This window comes from Mesorhizobium oxytropidicola (assembly GCF_056174625.1).
Map to the genome: position 1 here is coordinate 98971 of NZ_CM149692.1, position 14622 is coordinate 113592.

12 protein-coding genes are annotated in these 14622 nt (G+C 64.7%); 7 read left to right on the forward strand and 5 right to left on the reverse strand.

Features of this window, described 5'->3' with window-relative positions; translation table 11 throughout:
* Nucleotides 1-132: 132 nt before the first annotated feature.
* The 5 genes from AC0V8S_RS00495 to AC0V8S_RS00515 form a co-directional block, all read right to left on the reverse strand.
* Nucleotides 133-1722 carry an indolepyruvate oxidoreductase subunit beta family protein gene (locus AC0V8S_RS00495; protein WP_475436374.1) on the reverse strand — a complete coding sequence of 530 codons (1590 nt, stop codon included), beginning with the start codon at nt 1720-1722 and terminating at the stop codon, nt 133-135.
* Nucleotides 1715-3868 (reverse strand): thiamine pyrophosphate-dependent enzyme, encoded by a 2154-nt coding sequence (locus AC0V8S_RS00500; protein ID WP_475436375.1) that lies wholly within the window; start codon nt 3866-3868, stop codon nt 1715-1717. The genes AC0V8S_RS00495 and AC0V8S_RS00500 overlap by 8 nt, the downstream gene beginning before the upstream one ends.
* Before the next feature lie 44 nt (nt 3869-3912).
* Nucleotides 3913-4395: a MarR family winged helix-turn-helix transcriptional regulator gene (locus tag AC0V8S_RS00505; RefSeq protein ID WP_095198441.1), complete on the reverse strand. Its 483-nt coding sequence runs from the start codon at nt 4393-4395 to the stop codon at nt 3913-3915.
* Nucleotides 4395-5966, reverse strand: a complete 1572-nt coding sequence (locus tag AC0V8S_RS00510; RefSeq protein WP_475436377.1) for a phytoene desaturase family protein — start codon at nt 5964-5966, stop codon at nt 4395-4397. The genes AC0V8S_RS00505 and AC0V8S_RS00510 overlap by 1 nt, the downstream gene beginning before the upstream one ends.
* Before the next feature lie 131 nt (nt 5967-6097).
* Nucleotides 6098-6889, reverse strand: a complete 792-nt coding sequence (locus tag AC0V8S_RS00515; protein ID WP_475436379.1) for a cyclase family protein — start codon at nt 6887-6889, stop codon at nt 6098-6100.
* A 120-nt stretch (nt 6890-7009) separates the two neighbouring features.
* Between AC0V8S_RS00515 and AC0V8S_RS00520 the strand changes: the two genes are divergently transcribed.
* The 7 genes from AC0V8S_RS00520 (at nt 7010) to AC0V8S_RS00550 (ending at nt 14539) form a co-directional block, all read left to right on the forward strand.
* The gene (locus tag AC0V8S_RS00520; RefSeq protein ID WP_475436380.1) at nt 7010-8584 is read left to right on the forward strand and encodes a phytoene desaturase family protein; all 1575 of its coding nucleotides are present in this window, start codon (nt 7010-7012) and stop codon (nt 8582-8584) included.
* Nucleotides 8585-8695: 111 nt separating this feature from the next.
* Nucleotides 8696-10225 carry an ABC transporter substrate-binding protein gene (locus AC0V8S_RS00525; RefSeq protein ID WP_475436381.1) on the forward strand — a complete coding sequence of 510 codons (1530 nt, stop codon included), beginning with the start codon at nt 8696-8698 and terminating at the stop codon, nt 10223-10225.
* A 90-nt stretch (nt 10226-10315) separates the two neighbouring features.
* Nucleotides 10316-11323 (forward strand): ABC transporter permease, encoded by a 1008-nt coding sequence (locus AC0V8S_RS00530; protein ID WP_475436382.1) that lies wholly within the window; start codon nt 10316-10318, stop codon nt 11321-11323.
* Nucleotides 11289-12158, forward strand: a complete 870-nt coding sequence (locus AC0V8S_RS00535; RefSeq protein ID WP_475436384.1) for an ABC transporter permease — start codon at nt 11289-11291, stop codon at nt 12156-12158. Before AC0V8S_RS00530 ends, AC0V8S_RS00535 begins: the two co-directional genes overlap by 35 nt.
* On the forward strand, nt 12155-13033 hold the full coding sequence (locus tag AC0V8S_RS00540; RefSeq protein ID WP_475436386.1) for an ABC transporter ATP-binding protein: 879 nt from the start codon (nt 12155-12157) through the stop codon (nt 13031-13033). The genes AC0V8S_RS00535 and AC0V8S_RS00540 overlap by 4 nt, the downstream gene beginning before the upstream one ends.
* The gene (locus AC0V8S_RS00545) at nt 13026-13862 is read left to right on the forward strand and encodes an ATP-binding cassette domain-containing protein (RefSeq protein ID WP_475436388.1); all 837 of its coding nucleotides are present in this window, start codon (nt 13026-13028) and stop codon (nt 13860-13862) included. Before AC0V8S_RS00540 ends, AC0V8S_RS00545 begins: the two co-directional genes overlap by 8 nt.
* Nucleotides 13863-13939: 77 nt before the next feature.
* On the forward strand, nt 13940-14539 hold the full coding sequence (locus AC0V8S_RS00550; RefSeq protein WP_475436390.1) for a VOC family protein: 600 nt from the start codon (nt 13940-13942) through the stop codon (nt 14537-14539).
* The last annotated feature ends 83 nt before the right edge of the window (nt 14540-14622 follow it).

Consider the following 14622-nt stretch of genomic DNA (forward strand, 5'->3'; position numbering starts at 1 on the left):
TTTCGGCTCGTCAGAAATGAACATCGTTCATAAACGCACTCTATCACACCTTGAACATTGTTCAAGCAGAAAATGAACAGCGTTCACCGCTGCCGAAAACGGAGATAGCGGCCCGGTGACGTCTGTCAGGGATTAGGGCGCCTCAGTTGCCGAACCTGGTCTGAGCGTCGCCACTGTCTTCAGCGCGCCATCGAGCATGTCGCCCTTCTCGTCCTTCAGCGCCGCCTCGCGCAGGCGGCGGATCCAGTCGGAGGCATCGGCTCGACCCTCGAGCATGGCAAGCGCCGACAGCACGCGGTCGAATTTCGACTGGGCGCGGACATGGGTGTCGCTATAGCCCTTGATCAGCCGGCGGCAATTGAGGATTTCGACGGCCAGCGCGTAGTCCTGGGGGACGTGGCCAAGCGCCAATGCATACCAGCGATCGAGATGGGTCATCTCGACCTTGTGGCGCAGCAGGCTGCGGCGCCAGCGGCGCAGGCCTCCGATGAACCAAAGCGCCGCGAAGCCGGCGAAGCTGTCGGTGCGGATGCGGCGGCCATGGTTGATGCGACGATCGAGGAAGGCGGCGAGTTTCGGGCGGTTCTCGATGTAGCTGCCGAGCCCCGCCGGCAGCGTGCCGCAGAATTCCTCGATGCGCGGATGAAAATACTCGGTCACCTGCAGGATCGAGCCATCCTTGACGCCGACCTCCTTGCGCACGCGCCTGTCGCGTGTCGAGCGCGTCTTCAGGTCGGCGACGCGGATCATGTCGTCGTAGCAGAGCGCGTTGGCGAGATGCTTGGCGGCAGCAATGGACAGCGCATGGGCATGGTCGGCGCCGTCCAGCGCGACGGCCTTGTCCAGCCGGTCGAGATAGTCACGGCCATAGGCGATATCCTGATAGTCGACGACCTTTCTGAGGCCCCGCAGCGCCATGTCGCGCACGGCCACGGGCATCAGGTCGATGCGGGCGGCGAGCGCCTGCCAGCCCTGCAGCAGGTTTTGCGGGCCGGTTACGCGCCCTGCCCCCAGGGCGGGTTCGACGATCGCCGGCTCGGCCGGCTTTGGCACAGGTGCGGCCGTGCCGCGCGCGCGGTCAAACGCAGTGCCAAAGGCGGCAAGGCTGGCCTTGACGCCACGACCGCCAGCACCGATCGCCTGCTCATAGCTTTCGCGGGTGAACGGCAGCGCGTCGGACCCCGCCAGCGCGCCGAGCAGGCTGGCCGAAATCATCGAACCGTTGTCGGCGGCGATCTTTTCCATGTCGAAGGCGATGAAGCGTTTGGACGCGGCTTCCGCCGTCGCATGCACTTTGGAAGATGACGCCCGGCCGTCGCCCGGTTCGATCTTCTCCGACACGGCGGCGATGCGGTGCGAGGAGGCGATCAGCGTGGTGCGCTCGGGCGTGACGAAACCACGGATGATGGCGCGGCCGGCTTCCATCAATTCGGCGGCGATCAGTATGTCGACGTCGCCCTGCGAGGGCGACAGCGCGAAGACCGGCAGCCGGCCGGTGTCGCGGGCCATCTCGACATAGTAGATCGTGGCGCCCGTGCGCTGCGCGACGCCGGCGACCGAGGTCGACTGCGCGACGTAGCCATTGCGCTCGGCGACGTCGGTGATCCAGTCGGCCAGCACGCCGCCGCCCTGGCCGCCGACCGCCAGCACGGCGAGCTTGATGACGCGTTCGTCGCTTTGGGCGCCGGCCTTGGCGCGGAGTGGGGGGACAGCGTCAAGCATCGGCGAAGGTCAGGCGCCGGCTTTCGCGGCGACGCTGCAGAAGGCTGATGGTGGCGCGGCGTGCGCTTTCCAGAAAGCGGTCCAAGCGGCTCGGATTGTGCACGACATCGGCGCGGTAGAAGGACGGGCAGAGCACCGCCGCATCGGCGACCTCGCCGCAATTGCCGCAGCCGACGCAGCTCTGGTCGATGCTCGCCACCGGATCGTCGCGCAACGGATCGTCGAGCGATTTCACCGACAGCGACGGGCAGCCGGAGAGCCGCATGCAGGCATGGTCGCCGGTGCAGATGTCCTCATCGACGCCGAACTTCGGTTTCACGACACGCTCGCCGCCCTTGATCGCCTTGTCGACCAGCGGCTTTTCGCGACGCTGGCGGTTGAGCATGCATTCGGACGAAGCGACGATGACCTTCGGCCCCTTCTCGTCGGTCGTCAGCGCCTCGCGCAGCGTGTCCTGCATTTTGCCGACATCGTAGGTGCGGTCGACATGGCGCAGCCATTTGACGCCCATGCCCTTCACCGCTTCGGTGATCGGATGCTTCGTCGACTTGGTCTTGTTGCCCGCGCGGGACGACAGGATGTCCTGTCCGCCGGTGGCGGCGGAGTAAAAATTGTCGACGATGACGATGACGCCGTCGTTCTTGTTGAACACCGCATTGCCGATCGAGGAGGTCAGACCGTTGTGCCAGAAGCCGCCGTCGCCGACGAAAGAGATCGAGCGGCGCTTGGCGTCGGGTGAATTGAACGCCGAGGCTGAGGCCGGGCCGAGACCATAGCCCATGGTGGTGGCGCCGAGTTCGAAGGGCGGCATGATCGAGAACAGATGGCAGCCGATATCGGAGGCGATGTGGTGTTTGCCGAGTTCCTGCTCGACCAGTTTTGTCGCGGCAAAGATCGGCCGCTCCGGGCAGCCGATGCAGAAGCCCGGCGGCCTGCCCGGCACGACGTTGATCAGGTCCGCGGTGTCGACGCCGTCGCCGACCTTGTTGGGCGCGCGCACTTCGCCCGGCAAGAGGTGGGGCGCCTCGGCGCGCAGGAAAGTGCCGATGCCGTCGAGCATGACCTGGCCAGTGTACTCGCCGGCCATCGGCAGATATTCCTTGCCGACCAGCCTGGTGCCGCGCCCGGCCTTGTGCAGCATCGCGGCAAAGGCCTGTTCGATGTAATTGGGCTGGCCTTCCTCGACGACGAGCACCGCCTGCTTGCCTTCGCAGAAGGACAGGAATTCGTCGTCGATCAGCGGATAGACGGCGTTGAGCACGTAGAGTGGCACGTCGGTCTCGCCATAGGTGTCGGCAAGGCCAAGCCGCTGCAGGGCGCGGATGACCGAATTGTACATGCCGCCCTGCATGACGATGCCGACCGAGCCGTGATCCGAGCCGAAGAACTCGTTGATCTTGTTCTTGGCGATGAAATCGACCGCCGCCGGCCAGCGTTTTTGCACCTTCTCCTTCTCATGCAGGAAGGATGCGGGCGGCAGCACGATGCGGCCAGTGTCGCGGCGCGGCGCGTCGAGCGCGTCGGCAACCGTCATGGGCGGCCGCTTGTTGTCCTTGGCGATGAAGTGGCCGTGGACATGGCAGCAGCGGATGCGCACCTGCAGCATGACCGGCGTGTTGGAGATTTCGGACAGTTCGAAGCCGTCCTCCACAGCCTTGACGATCGACGGCAGGTTCGGGCGCGGGTCGAGCAACCAGACCTGGCTCTTCATGGCGAAGGCGTGGCTGCGCTCCTGCATGATCGAGGAGCCTTCGCCATAATCCTCGCCGACGATGATCAGCGCGCCGCCGGTGACGCCGCCGGAAGCGAGGTTGGCGAGCGCATCGGAGGCGACATTGGTGCCGACGGTCGACTTGAAGGTCGCGGCACCGCGAATGGGATAATGCACGGAGGCGGCGAGCATTGCGGTGGCGGTGGCTTCCGAGGCGCTGGCCTCGAAATGCACGCCGAGCTCGCCCAGAATGTCCTGCGCGTCGGCCAGCACATCCATCAGATGGCTGATCGGCGCGCCCTGGTAGCCGCCGACATAGCCGACGCCGCATTGCAGCAGCGCCTTGGTGATGGCGAGAATGCCCTCGCCGGCAAATTCCTCGCCGGCGCCGAGCCGGAGCTTTTCGACTTCCTTGGCAAAAGACCGTTCGGCCATCTCTGCCTCCTTCCGTTGCCGCCGCTAGCCGGCGGCGCGTACATCTAGATGTCGTGCTTGCGAATGTTTTTGAGCATCTTCAAAAGCGTGGCGATCAGTGCCGCATATTCGGCATCGTCGATATCGTCGAACATCGCCTCGAAGGCGTCGTGCATGGCCGGCCAGGCGCGGGTGAATTCGGCGCGACCATCGTCGGTCAGGAACACATGGCGGATGCGGCTGTCGGTGACGCCCTGTTCGCGCCGCACGAAACCTTGCCCCTCCAGCGTGTCGAGCGTGCGGCTCAAGGTCGACTGCTCGATGACCGTGTAGACCGAGAGGTCGTTGACGGTAACGCCATCGGTGACCGACAGCACAGCCAGCGTGCGGACCTGCGGAATGGTCAGGCCCTGCTTGCGGAAATCGTCGCGCAAGGTGGCGTTGTAGCGGCCCATGATGCGGTTCATCAGATAGGGCGCGAATTGCTGCAGGCCGATCTGCCCCAAAGTCGAAATGCGCTGGCGTTTTTCAGCGACCTTCTGCTCCATCACAGCCTCCCCGCCAGGAGAAAGCCGGAGCCGCCGCCGAGACCAGCGCCGGGATGGGTCGAGGCGCCGATGTGGTAGAGGTTCTTGATGCCGGTCTGGTGGTTGCGGCTGGTCTTGAACGGCCGCCACAGGAAGGACTGGTCGATGGTCGACGAGCCGCCATAAGGATCGCCGCCGACCAGATTGATGTTCATCGCTTCGAGATCGGCCGGCGAATAGGCGCGGCGCGCAATGACACTGTCCTTGAAGCCGTCGATGTGGCTGGCGAGGATCGCTTCGACGCGGTCGGCATAGGCCTCGCGCAGCGCGTCGGTCCATTGCCCGTCAGCCGGCGCCTGCAGCTTGCCGGCGGCATCGCCCTTGATATGGCGCGGTGCCTCGGGCAGTTGCAGCCACAGGATCGCCTTGCCCTGCGGGCAGCGCGACGGGTCGAGCGCATGCGGCTGGCCGACGCAGATGGTCGGCACTTCCGGCAGCATGCCGCGCGCCGCCTCGTTGCAGGCTTTCGACACGCCATCGAGGCCCGGCGTCAGGTGCAGCAACGCCACCTTGTCCAACCCTTCGCCGCGCCATGCCGGCGGTCTGTCCAAGGCATAGTGGATCTGGAAATTGCCCTTGCCGTAGCGATATTGCCGCGTCGCCTCGACATCGGCCTTGGGCGCATCCGCGCCGAGCAGCCGGCCATAAAGCTGCGTCGGCGTGACCGAGCAGATGATGCTCTTCTTCGCATGGACCGTTTCGCCCGATGCCAGCCCCACGCCAGTGGCGCGGCCTCCGGCCAGGATGATAGAGGCAACATCGGCTTCGGTGGAGATGACACCGCCGCGCTCGGTGATCAGCGCCTCGAAAGCCTTTAACAGGTTCTTCGCTCCGCCCTTGACGATCGGGGCGCCTGCGGCTTCGAGCGCGAAGGCGATGACCTTAGCGATCTGGCCGGAGAAGGCATCTTCCGGCCCAAGCCCGGCATGCAGCACCCAGGGCGTCCACAACGCGCGGATGGTTTCGGACTGATAGGTGCTTTCCAGCCAGCTGCGCGCCGGCACCAGCGCTTCGCCGAGGAAGGCGGCAAGACCGCGCGGGCCGCGCCGCCAGGCATCGCCGGCCAGCAGTTTTGCGGTCGGATAGGACCACAGACTGCCGCCGAGCAGGCCGAACAGCAGGCCGGCATTGCGCTCGATGCCGCCGACATCCTCCGCATGCCGGTCGCCATCACCCGCCGCGATCGCGTTGAGGGCGGCGACATTGGCGGCGCGGTCGGTGCTGAGCACGGCATGGCTGCCGTCCGGCCGCAGCACGCCGGTCGGCGTGCCGGTATGGCAGAACTCCAGCCCATGCCGCGCCAAGTCCTTGCCCAGCGCCGCAAAGGCCGGCGAGGTGATGAACAGCACGAAGGTCGTCGCCATCACATCATGGATGAAGCCGGGCGCGGTGATCTCGTCGGTGCGCATGCAACCGCCGATACGGTCGTTGCGCTCGAGAACAAGTACCTTTGCGCCCTTGCCGGCAAGCATCGCCGCACAGACCAGCGCGTTGATACCGCTGCCGACGATGATGTGATCGGGCGCTTTCATTGGGGGCTTCCTGGGGGCAGCGAGTAGGCTTGCGAGGTCAGCGCTCTACGCCGTAAAGCGCGAGCGCCGCCAACCTGCCTCCCTATCACCTCGCCAACCTGCATGATCTTCTCCCGAAGACCCACCTCGCTCTATTTTCCCGACACCAGCGCCAGCGCGCGGATCGGGCTGCCGGTGCCGTGCTCGATCTTGAGCGGCGCCGCGATCAGGATCGCGCCCTTCGGCGGCAGCTGATCGAGATTGCAGAGGCTGGCGAGACCGTAACGGTTGGCCTTGTGCATCAGCGTGTGCGCCGGGAATGGCGGCTCCATGCCGCCGGCCTTGCCGGCGTCGGTGCCGATGGTCTCGCTACCCCAGCCCTTGATGTCCTTGCCGATCAGATACTGGATGGCCTCGGCCGTCGGGCCGGGCGTATGCGGGCCGGTCTCGTTGGCGTTGAGGAATTCGGCTTCCGAGCCGTTGCGCTTGTACCAGTCAGTGCGCATCACCACCCATTCGCCGGCGTTGATGGCGCCATGCTTGGCTTCCCACGCCTTGATGTGGTCGACAGTGAGCAGGAAATCGTGGTCGGCGGCGGCTTCCTTGGAGCAGTCGATAACATTGACCGGGCCGACAAAGTTCTGCGCCGGAATGGTGTCGGTAGCGCCGTCCGGGTAGTCCTTGCCGGTGATCCAGTGCTGCGGTGCATCGAAATGCGTGCCCGAATGCTCGCCAAGCTTCAGCCAGTTCCACGCCCACCACGGACCGTTCTTGTCATAGCGGGAGATCGAATGGATCTCGACCTTCGGCGTGTCGACGGCAAGCTCCGGCGGCAGCTTGATCAGCGGCGTGTCCGGCCCGAGTTGCGCCGAGAGGTCTACCACCTTGATGGCGCCTGACAGCAACTGGCCGGCGACTTCGCCGAGGAGTTTTTGGGTGTCCATGGTCTTCTGTTCCCTCTTTGATAGTGATGATCAAGGCTCGTCTCGGCCCTTAATATCCTACTAGACGAAAACATATGCATCTGCAATTATCTTTAAGCATAAAGGAAATGGGAACGGGGCGTGAGCGAGTTCGACGCCATCTTTGTCGGGGCGGGCCACAACAGTCTGGCATGCGCCGCGCATCTGGCGCTCAAAGGCTGGAAAACCGGGATTTTCGAGCGCAGCGCAACAATCGGCGGCGCCGTCCAGACCCGCGAATTCACCCTTCCCGGCTTCCGCCACGATTTCGGCGCAATGAATCTGAGCCTGTTTGCCGGCTCCGCCTTCCACCGGAAATATGCAAATGAATTGAAAACGCAGGGTCTGGAGTTCGCGCCGGTCGCCGACTGTTTTGCCAGCGCCTTCCCGGATGGGCGCTGGTTCGGCGTCAGCAACGACCTGGAAAAAACGGCCACGCGCATGGCCGCTTTCTCCGCCGTCGATGCCGCGACATGGCGCAGGCTGGTTGCCGCCTTCCCTGGCGAGGCCGAACATCTGTTCCGGCTGCTGGGATCGCCGATGAGCGCCCGCGCGCTGGCTGGCACGGCGTGGAACCTGTGGCGCAAGAAGGGGGTTGCCGGCGCGCTCGACACCGGCCGGCTGCTGCTGTCGTCGCCACGTGCCTGGCTGGAGGAGACTTTCGAGTCGCCCCATGTGCGGGCGACGCTCGCCACCTGGGGCATGCATCTCGATTTCGCCCCCGATATCGCCGGGGGCGCGGTGTTCCCCTATCTGGAATCGATGGCCAACCAGAGCTTTGGCATGGTGCTGGGCAAGGGCGGCGCCGACACCATCATTCGCGCCTTGTCAGGCATGGTGACGTCCGCCGGCGGAAAGATCGTCACCGGCGCCGAAGTGGCCGAGATCACGGTCTCCAACGGCAAAGCGACCGGGGTGCGGCTCGCTTCCGGTGAAACGCATACCGCGACCAAAGCGGTTATCGCCGGCGTCGCGCCCAAGGCGCTGACCGGCACGCTGCTGCCCGGCGGTTCCGGCATTACCGGCTTCGACACGGCGATGAAGAAGTTTCGGTACGCGCCGGGCACGATGATGATCCACCTGGCGCTCGACGACCTGCCAGACTGGCGCGCCGGCGCCGAGTTGCGGCAGTTCGCCTATGTGCATCTGTCGCCGTCCCTCGACGCCATGTCGCGCACCTATCAGCAGGCGATGGCCGGCATGTTGCCGGACGAGCCGGTGCTGGTCGTCGGCCAGCCCTCAGCGATCGATCCGTCGCGCGCGCCTCAGGGCAAGCATGTGCTGTGGGTGCAGGTGCGGATGCTGCCGGCCGAGATCCTGGGCGATGCATCGGCCAAGATCGCGCCCGCGCATTGGGATCAGGTCAAGGAGGCCTATGCCGAGCGCGTGCTCGACATCATCGAGACCTATGCGCCCGGCCTGCGGAGCAAAATCCTCGGCCGCTCGGTGTTCTCGCCCATCGATCTCGAGCGCGAGAATCCGAACCTTGTCGGCGGCGACCAGGTCTGCGGCAGCCATCATCTGGCGCAGAATTTTTTGTTCCGCCCGGCGCGCGGTTATGCCGGCTGGAACACGCCGGTCGGCAATCTGCATGTCACGGGAGCCGCGACATGGCCAGGCGCCGGCACCGGTGCGGCCTCGGGTTTCATGCTCGCGCAACAGCTTGGCGGGAGGTAGGCTCCGACGATTTTATCGAGGCGACGAGAGGCAAGGCGCGGCTGCCCACGAAGCCTGAACCCATGAACGGACAGTGCCGCGCAAAGACAATAACCAACAAGGGGAACGACCATGAAAATCAACAGACGCGAATTGCTGGGATACAGTGCCGCCGCACTCGGCGTGGCCGCAGTTGGCCTGCCCAAAATAGCCAAGGCCGCTGCCGGCGAACTGACCATCGCCTACAATGTCAACCTGCCGTCCTGGGACCCGACCACCGGACCCTCGGCGGTCAACCCGACCATCCAGGGCCTCTACCAGTCGGTGTTCGACCAGATCATCCCGCAAAAACCGGACCTGTCCTTCGCGCCGGGCCTGCTCACCGAATGGGGCTGGAACGACGACCGCACCAAGGTGATGATGACGGTGCGCGAAGGCGTGAAATGGCATGACGGCTCGCCCTTCACGCCGGAGGACGTCGTCTGGTCGCTGCAGCGCGCGGGCGACGAGAAGACCGGCAATCCGATCCAGTTCGTCTGGAAGAACGTCAACAACTTCAAGATCGACGGCAACAAGATCACCGGCGACGTGGTGCAGTTCGACCCGGTCTATTTCAAGTGGATGTCGTTCCTGACCGGCTACATCCTGCCGAAGGCCTATTACGAGAAGGTCGGCGCCGAAGGTTTCGAAAAAGCGCCGATCGGCACCGGGCCGTACATGGTGGAAAAATTCGAGCGCAACGCCTTCCTGCGGCTGAAGGCCAATCCGAACTATTGGGGCACCAAGCCGGCCTTCGAGAATGTGACGATCAAGTTCGTCACCGATGCGGCGAGCCGCGTCGCCGAGATCGAGTCCGGCTCCTCGCAGGTGACGCTCGAAATCCCCTATGAGGAATATGACCGCCTCATCAAGAAGAACGGGCTCACCGGCTCGATCAAGAACGTCTCCGACATCGGTATGATCTTCTTCAACAACAAGGACGCCATGCTGGACAAGAATGTCCGCCAGGCAGCCGTCATGGCGGTGGACAAGGAGCTGCTGGTCAAGCGGCTGCTGCGCGGCTACGGCCAGCCGATCGACACGCTGGAGACGCCGGAATACGCGGCCTTCGATCCGTCGATCAAGGTCGAGCACAATCCGGAGAAGGCCAAGGAATTGCTTGCCGCCTCCGGCTATTCGACGAAGAAGCCGGCAAAGTTCACCATCCAGACGACCAAGGGCTTCAAGCCCAAGGACTACGAGATGGTGCAGGCGATCGTCGGCATGTGGCGCAAGGTCGGCATCGAGGCCGAGATCGAGGTCTACGAGATCGCCAAGCACTATGAACTGCGCGCCGCGCACAAGCTGGCGCCGGCGGCCTTCTACAACTGGGGCAATTCCATCGGCGACCCGACCACGTCGACTGGTTTCGCCATGTTCGGGCCGTCGCCGCACTCGTCGTGGAAGACCGACGATCTCGATGCCAAGATTGGCCCGCTCTGGGGCGAGAAGGACGAGGCCAAGCGCATCGCCGGCTGGAAAGCGGTCGACAAGTACATTGCCGAAGAGGCCTATGTGCTGCCACTGATCCAGTACGCCCAGCCAATCGTGCACTCGAAGAAGGTCAATGTCGTGCAGCACATATCCGGCGCGCTGCTGCCGGCTTTGATGACCCCGGCCTGATACCGGCCTGGACTTGCCGCGCGCCGTCCATAGCGACGGCGCGCATTTTCTTTCAGGCATAGGAGCCAGCAGGCTCCTGCAAAGATTTACATGCTCCTGCAACGATTCCTGATCCGTCTCCTGACGATGCTGATCACGCTGTTCGGCGTGGCCGTCGTCGTCTTCGTCGTGATCCGCGTCGCGCCCGGCGATCCGATCGCCATGATGCTGCCGCCTGGTGCGACGGATGACGACATCGCCCGCCTGCGCGCACTCTATGGGCTCGACAAGACCATCGTGCAGCAATTCTTCATCTGGCTGTCCGGCGTCGTCAGGGGCGATTTCGGCACCTCGATTTCGCTCAGGCAGGATGTGCTCGGCCTCGTCTTCAACCGGCTGCCGGCGACGCTGGAGCTCGCCATCGTCGCGCTGGTCATGGCGGTGGCGCTCGGCGGCACCACGGCCGTTCTCGGCGCGCGTGAACGCGGCACCGCGGTGGAAGCCGGCATCGACATCGCCAGCGGTGCGGCACTCTCCATTCCCGATTTCCTATGGGGCCTGGTGCTGATCCTTTTGTTCGGCGTGCTGGTGCCGATCTTCGACATTTCCGGCCGCGTGTCGCCGCAGCTCGACCTGCCCTTCGTCACCCAGTTCTATTTCTTCGAAAGCCTGCTGCGGCTGCGCTTCGACCTGACCTGGGACCTGTTGAAACACATGCTGATGCCGGCGGTGGCGCTGGCGTTGCCGCTGGCGGCGATCATCTCGCAGCTGTTGAAACAGTCGCTGAAGGAAGTGCTCGACCTCGACTATGTCGTGCTGGCCCGGGTCAAGGGATTTTCGGAAACGCAGGTCATCCTGCGCGAGGCGCTGAAGAACGCCGCTCTGCCGACGCTGACCCTGGTCGGTGTGCAGTTCACCTTCCTCATCGGCGGCACGGTCATCGTCGAGCGGCTGTTCTCCTATGAAGGCCTCGGCAACATGGCGATCGATGCCGTCATCAACCGCGACCTGCCGCTGATCCAGGGCATCGTGCTGGTCTTCGCGCTGCTGTTCGTGCTGATCAACCTTGCCGTCGACATGATGTATGCGCTGCTCAATCCGAGGCTGCGCCATGGATAGGGCCTCAAGACGCGGGCTGAGCCCCAGGCTATGGCTCGCCGGCGGCTGGCTGCTGCTGGCGCTGCTGGCGGCGATCTTCGCGCCGCTGGTAGCGCCGCAGGATCCGCTGGCGCAGGATTTGATGCTGGAGCGGCTGCCGCCGTTCTGGCTTGATGGCGCCGAGCCCGGCTATTGGCTTGGCACCGACAGTCTCGGCCGCGATCTCCTGTCGCGGCTGATCTTCGGCGGCCGCATCGCCTTCATCGTCGCCTTTGCCGCGGCCATCGCCGCTTGCCTCGTCGGCTCGACGCTCGGGCTGATCGCGGGCTATTTCGGCGGCTGGGCGGACCGCATCATTTCGCGCATCGTCGACATCTGGATGGCATTTCCGCCGGTGCTGTTCGCCATCCTGCTGGTCGCGGTGCTCGGTACGGGCTTGAGCTCAGTCATCCTGGCGATTGCGATCATCGACTGGACGCGTTTCTGCCGGGTGATCCGCGCCGAGGCGATGGGCCAGTCGCGCATGGACTATGTCGAGAATGCCCGCATTGCCGGCTATGGCCGCATCGGCATCATGCTGCGCGAAGTGCTGCCCAATGTGGTGCCGTCGATCGTGGCGCTGCTGTCCTTGGAGATGGGCATCGCCGTCATCGTCGAGGCCATCCTGTCCTTCGTCAATCTGTCGATCTCGACCGACGATCCGACCTGGGGCGGCATCATCGCCGAGGGACGGCTGTCGATCCACCAAGCCTGGTGGGTGCTGGTGTTTCCGCTGATCACGCTGATCCTCACCGTGCTGTCGTTCAGCCAGTTCGGCGAGGCGCTGAAGACGCGTTTCGACCCGGTGCTGCGATGAGCGCCTGTCTCGACATCGCCAATCTGAGCGCCGTGCTGCCGAACGGCGCTCGCGTGCTGCGCTCGGTGTCGCTCTCCGTGCAGCCTGGCGAGGTCCGCGCGCTGGTGGGCGAGAGCGGCGCCGGCAAGACGATGATCGGCAAGGCGGTGCTCGGTGTGCTGCCGTCGAGCGTACGCATTGTCGAAGGCGACATGCGGCTCGAGGGCGAGTATCTCGACAGGTTGCAGCCCAAGGCACGGCGGACGCTGATCGGTGCGCGCACCGCGCTGATCCCGCAGGATCCGCTGACCGCGCTCAACCCGTCGCGCCGCATCGGCCCGCAGATGACCGACCGGCTGGTGCGCATCCTCGGCTGGAGCGGCGAGAAGGCCGACAAGCGCATCCGGCAGTTGCTGGACGAGGTGCAGATCCGCGACCCTGACCGGGTGCTGAAATGCTATCCGCACGAACTCTCCGGCGGTATGCGCCAGCGCGTGCTGATCGCCGCCGCCTTCGCCGCCGAGCCACGGCTGATCGTCGCCGACGAGCCGACCACGGCGCTCGACGTCACCGTGCAGAAGCAGATCCTGCGCCTGATCGCTGCGTTGCAGCGCGAGCATGGCACGGCGATCCTGTTCGTCACCCATGATCTCGGCGTTGTCGCCAAGATCAGCCAGAAGGTCTCGGTGCTCTATGCCGGCAAGGTGGTGGAAGAGGCAGAGACGGCCGCGCTCTTCGCCGCCCCGCAACACCCCTACACGCGGGCGCTGATGGCGGCGACGCCGCGCTACACCGACCCGTTCGCTTCGCTGAAGCCTGTTGACGACGCGGTGTTGGCCGGGCTCGCTTCGGAGATCGCTGCCGCCGACCAAGCCTGGAGGCGGCCGCATGGCTGAGCCGCTCATTTCCGTGCGCGGGCTGAAGGTCGCGCTGCCCGACATGACCCGCAAGCCGCTGATCGGCCGCGCGCCGCTGGCCCAGATTCTGAAAGGCCTGGACTTCGATTTGCCGAAAGGCTCGGTGACCGGCATCGTGGGCGAGTCCGGATCGGGTAAGTCGACGCTCGGTCGCGCTTTGGTGCGGTTGCTAGAGCCCAGCGCCGGCAACATCACATTCGATGGCCGTGATATCACCCATCTGCCGGAGGCGGAGCTGCGGCCGCTGCGCCGCGATCTGCAGATGATCTTCCAGGACCCGATGTCGTCGCTCAACCCGCGCCGCACAATTGCCAGCATCATCGCGGCGCCGCTGAAGCAGAACGGCCTTGGCGACAGGCTCAAGGAACGCGTCGCGGAAGCGCTGCAGCGGGTCGGCCTGCCGCAGAGCTTCGCTAGCCGCTACCGCCACGAACTGTCGGGTGGCCAGCGCCAGCGCGTCGGCATTGCGCGCGCGCTGGCGCTGTCGCCGAAATTCGTGCTGGCCGACGAGATCGTCTCCGGGCTCGACGTCTCGACGCAGGCACAGATCCTCACCCTGCTGGAGAAGCTCGCCGCGGGGATGGGCCTGACGGTCGCCTTCATCAGCCATGATTTGTCGGTCATCCGGCGGCTGTGCCGGCAGGTCATCGTCATGCGCGAAGGCGTGATCGTCGAGGCCAGCGCCACCGACGCTTTGTTCGACAATCCCAGGCAGGCCTACACGCGCGACCTCATCGCAGCCATTCCGCTGCCTGAAATCGACGCCGGCTGGCTGGACATCCCCTCCGCGGCCAAGCCGCCGGCATGAATGCATACGCATGCCGAGAAGCGGACTTCGGACGTGCGAGCGCAAAGACCCAGGTCCCGCCAATGGAGAGGACTGACATGAAGACGATACTTCGAAATGCAACGCTCGCCGCGGCTGTCCTTGGCAGCGCCGGCATGGCCTCGGCGGATTCGATCCCCGGCATGCGCGGGCACGACCATACCGGCATCACCGTGCCCGACATGAAGCAGGCGGTCGACTTCTTCACCGAGGTGGTCGGTTGCAAGAAGGCGATGTCGTTCGGCCCGTTCGCCGACGACAAGGGCACCTTCATGCAGGACCTTCTGGGCGTCGATCCGAAGGCTGTCATCGAGCAGGTCACCATGGTGCGTTGCGGCTATGGCTCGAACATCGAGCTGTTCAAATACACCGCGCCCGACCAGAAGGATCTGACGCCGAAGAACAGCGACATTGGCGGCTTCCACATCGCTCTCTATGTCGACGATGTCGCCGCTGCCAAAGCCTATCTCGACGGCAAGGGCGTCAAGACCAGGATGGGACCGTTGCCGGTCAAGGAAGGGCCTGCCGCCGGCCAGACCATTCTCTATTTCCAGGCGCCCTGGGGATTGCAGCTGGAAGCGATCAGCTATCCCGATGGCATGGCCTATGAGAAGGGTGCCGAGACGGTGCTGTGGAGCCCGAAGAACCCGGACAAGTAATCTATCGCGGCGCGCTTGCGGATCGACACGCGGGCGCGCCGACCAGTGCTCGCTCAATGATTTCGATATAAAACTTTAAGCTT

What these genes read in the sequence shown, in the direction of transcription:
- AC0V8S_RS00495 (WP_475436374.1), bottom strand. Translation starts at nt 1,722, where the DNA reads ATGCTTGACGCTGTCCCCCCACTCCGCGCCAAGGCCGGCGCCCAAAGC.
- AC0V8S_RS00500 (WP_475436375.1), bottom strand. Translation starts at nt 3,868, where the DNA reads ATGGCCGAACGGTCTTTTGCCAAGGAAGTCGAAAAGCTCCGGCTCGGC.
- AC0V8S_RS00505 (WP_095198441.1), bottom strand. Translation starts at nt 4,395, where the DNA reads ATGGAGCAGAAGGTCGCTGAAAAACGCCAGCGCATTTCGACTTTGGGG.
- AC0V8S_RS00510 (WP_475436377.1), bottom strand. Translation starts at nt 5,966, where the DNA reads ATGAAAGCGCCCGATCACATCATCGTCGGCAGCGGTATCAACGCGCTG.
- AC0V8S_RS00515 (WP_475436379.1), bottom strand. Translation starts at nt 6,889, where the DNA reads ATGGACACCCAAAAACTCCTCGGCGAAGTCGCCGGCCAGTTGCTGTCA.
- AC0V8S_RS00525 (WP_475436381.1), top strand. Translation starts at nt 8,696, where the DNA reads ATGAAAATCAACAGACGCGAATTGCTGGGATACAGTGCCGCCGCACTC.
- AC0V8S_RS00530 (WP_475436382.1), top strand. Translation starts at nt 10,316, where the DNA reads ATGCTCCTGCAACGATTCCTGATCCGTCTCCTGACGATGCTGATCACG.
- AC0V8S_RS00535 (WP_475436384.1), top strand. Translation starts at nt 11,289, where the DNA reads ATGCGCTGCTCAATCCGAGGCTGCGCCATGGATAGGGCCTCAAGACGC.
- AC0V8S_RS00540 (WP_475436386.1), top strand. Translation starts at nt 12,155, where the DNA reads ATGAGCGCCTGTCTCGACATCGCCAATCTGAGCGCCGTGCTGCCGAAC.
- AC0V8S_RS00545 (WP_475436388.1), top strand. Translation starts at nt 13,026, where the DNA reads ATGGCTGAGCCGCTCATTTCCGTGCGCGGGCTGAAGGTCGCGCTGCCC.
- AC0V8S_RS00550 (WP_475436390.1), top strand. Translation starts at nt 13,940, where the DNA reads ATGAAGACGATACTTCGAAATGCAACGCTCGCCGCGGCTGTCCTTGGC.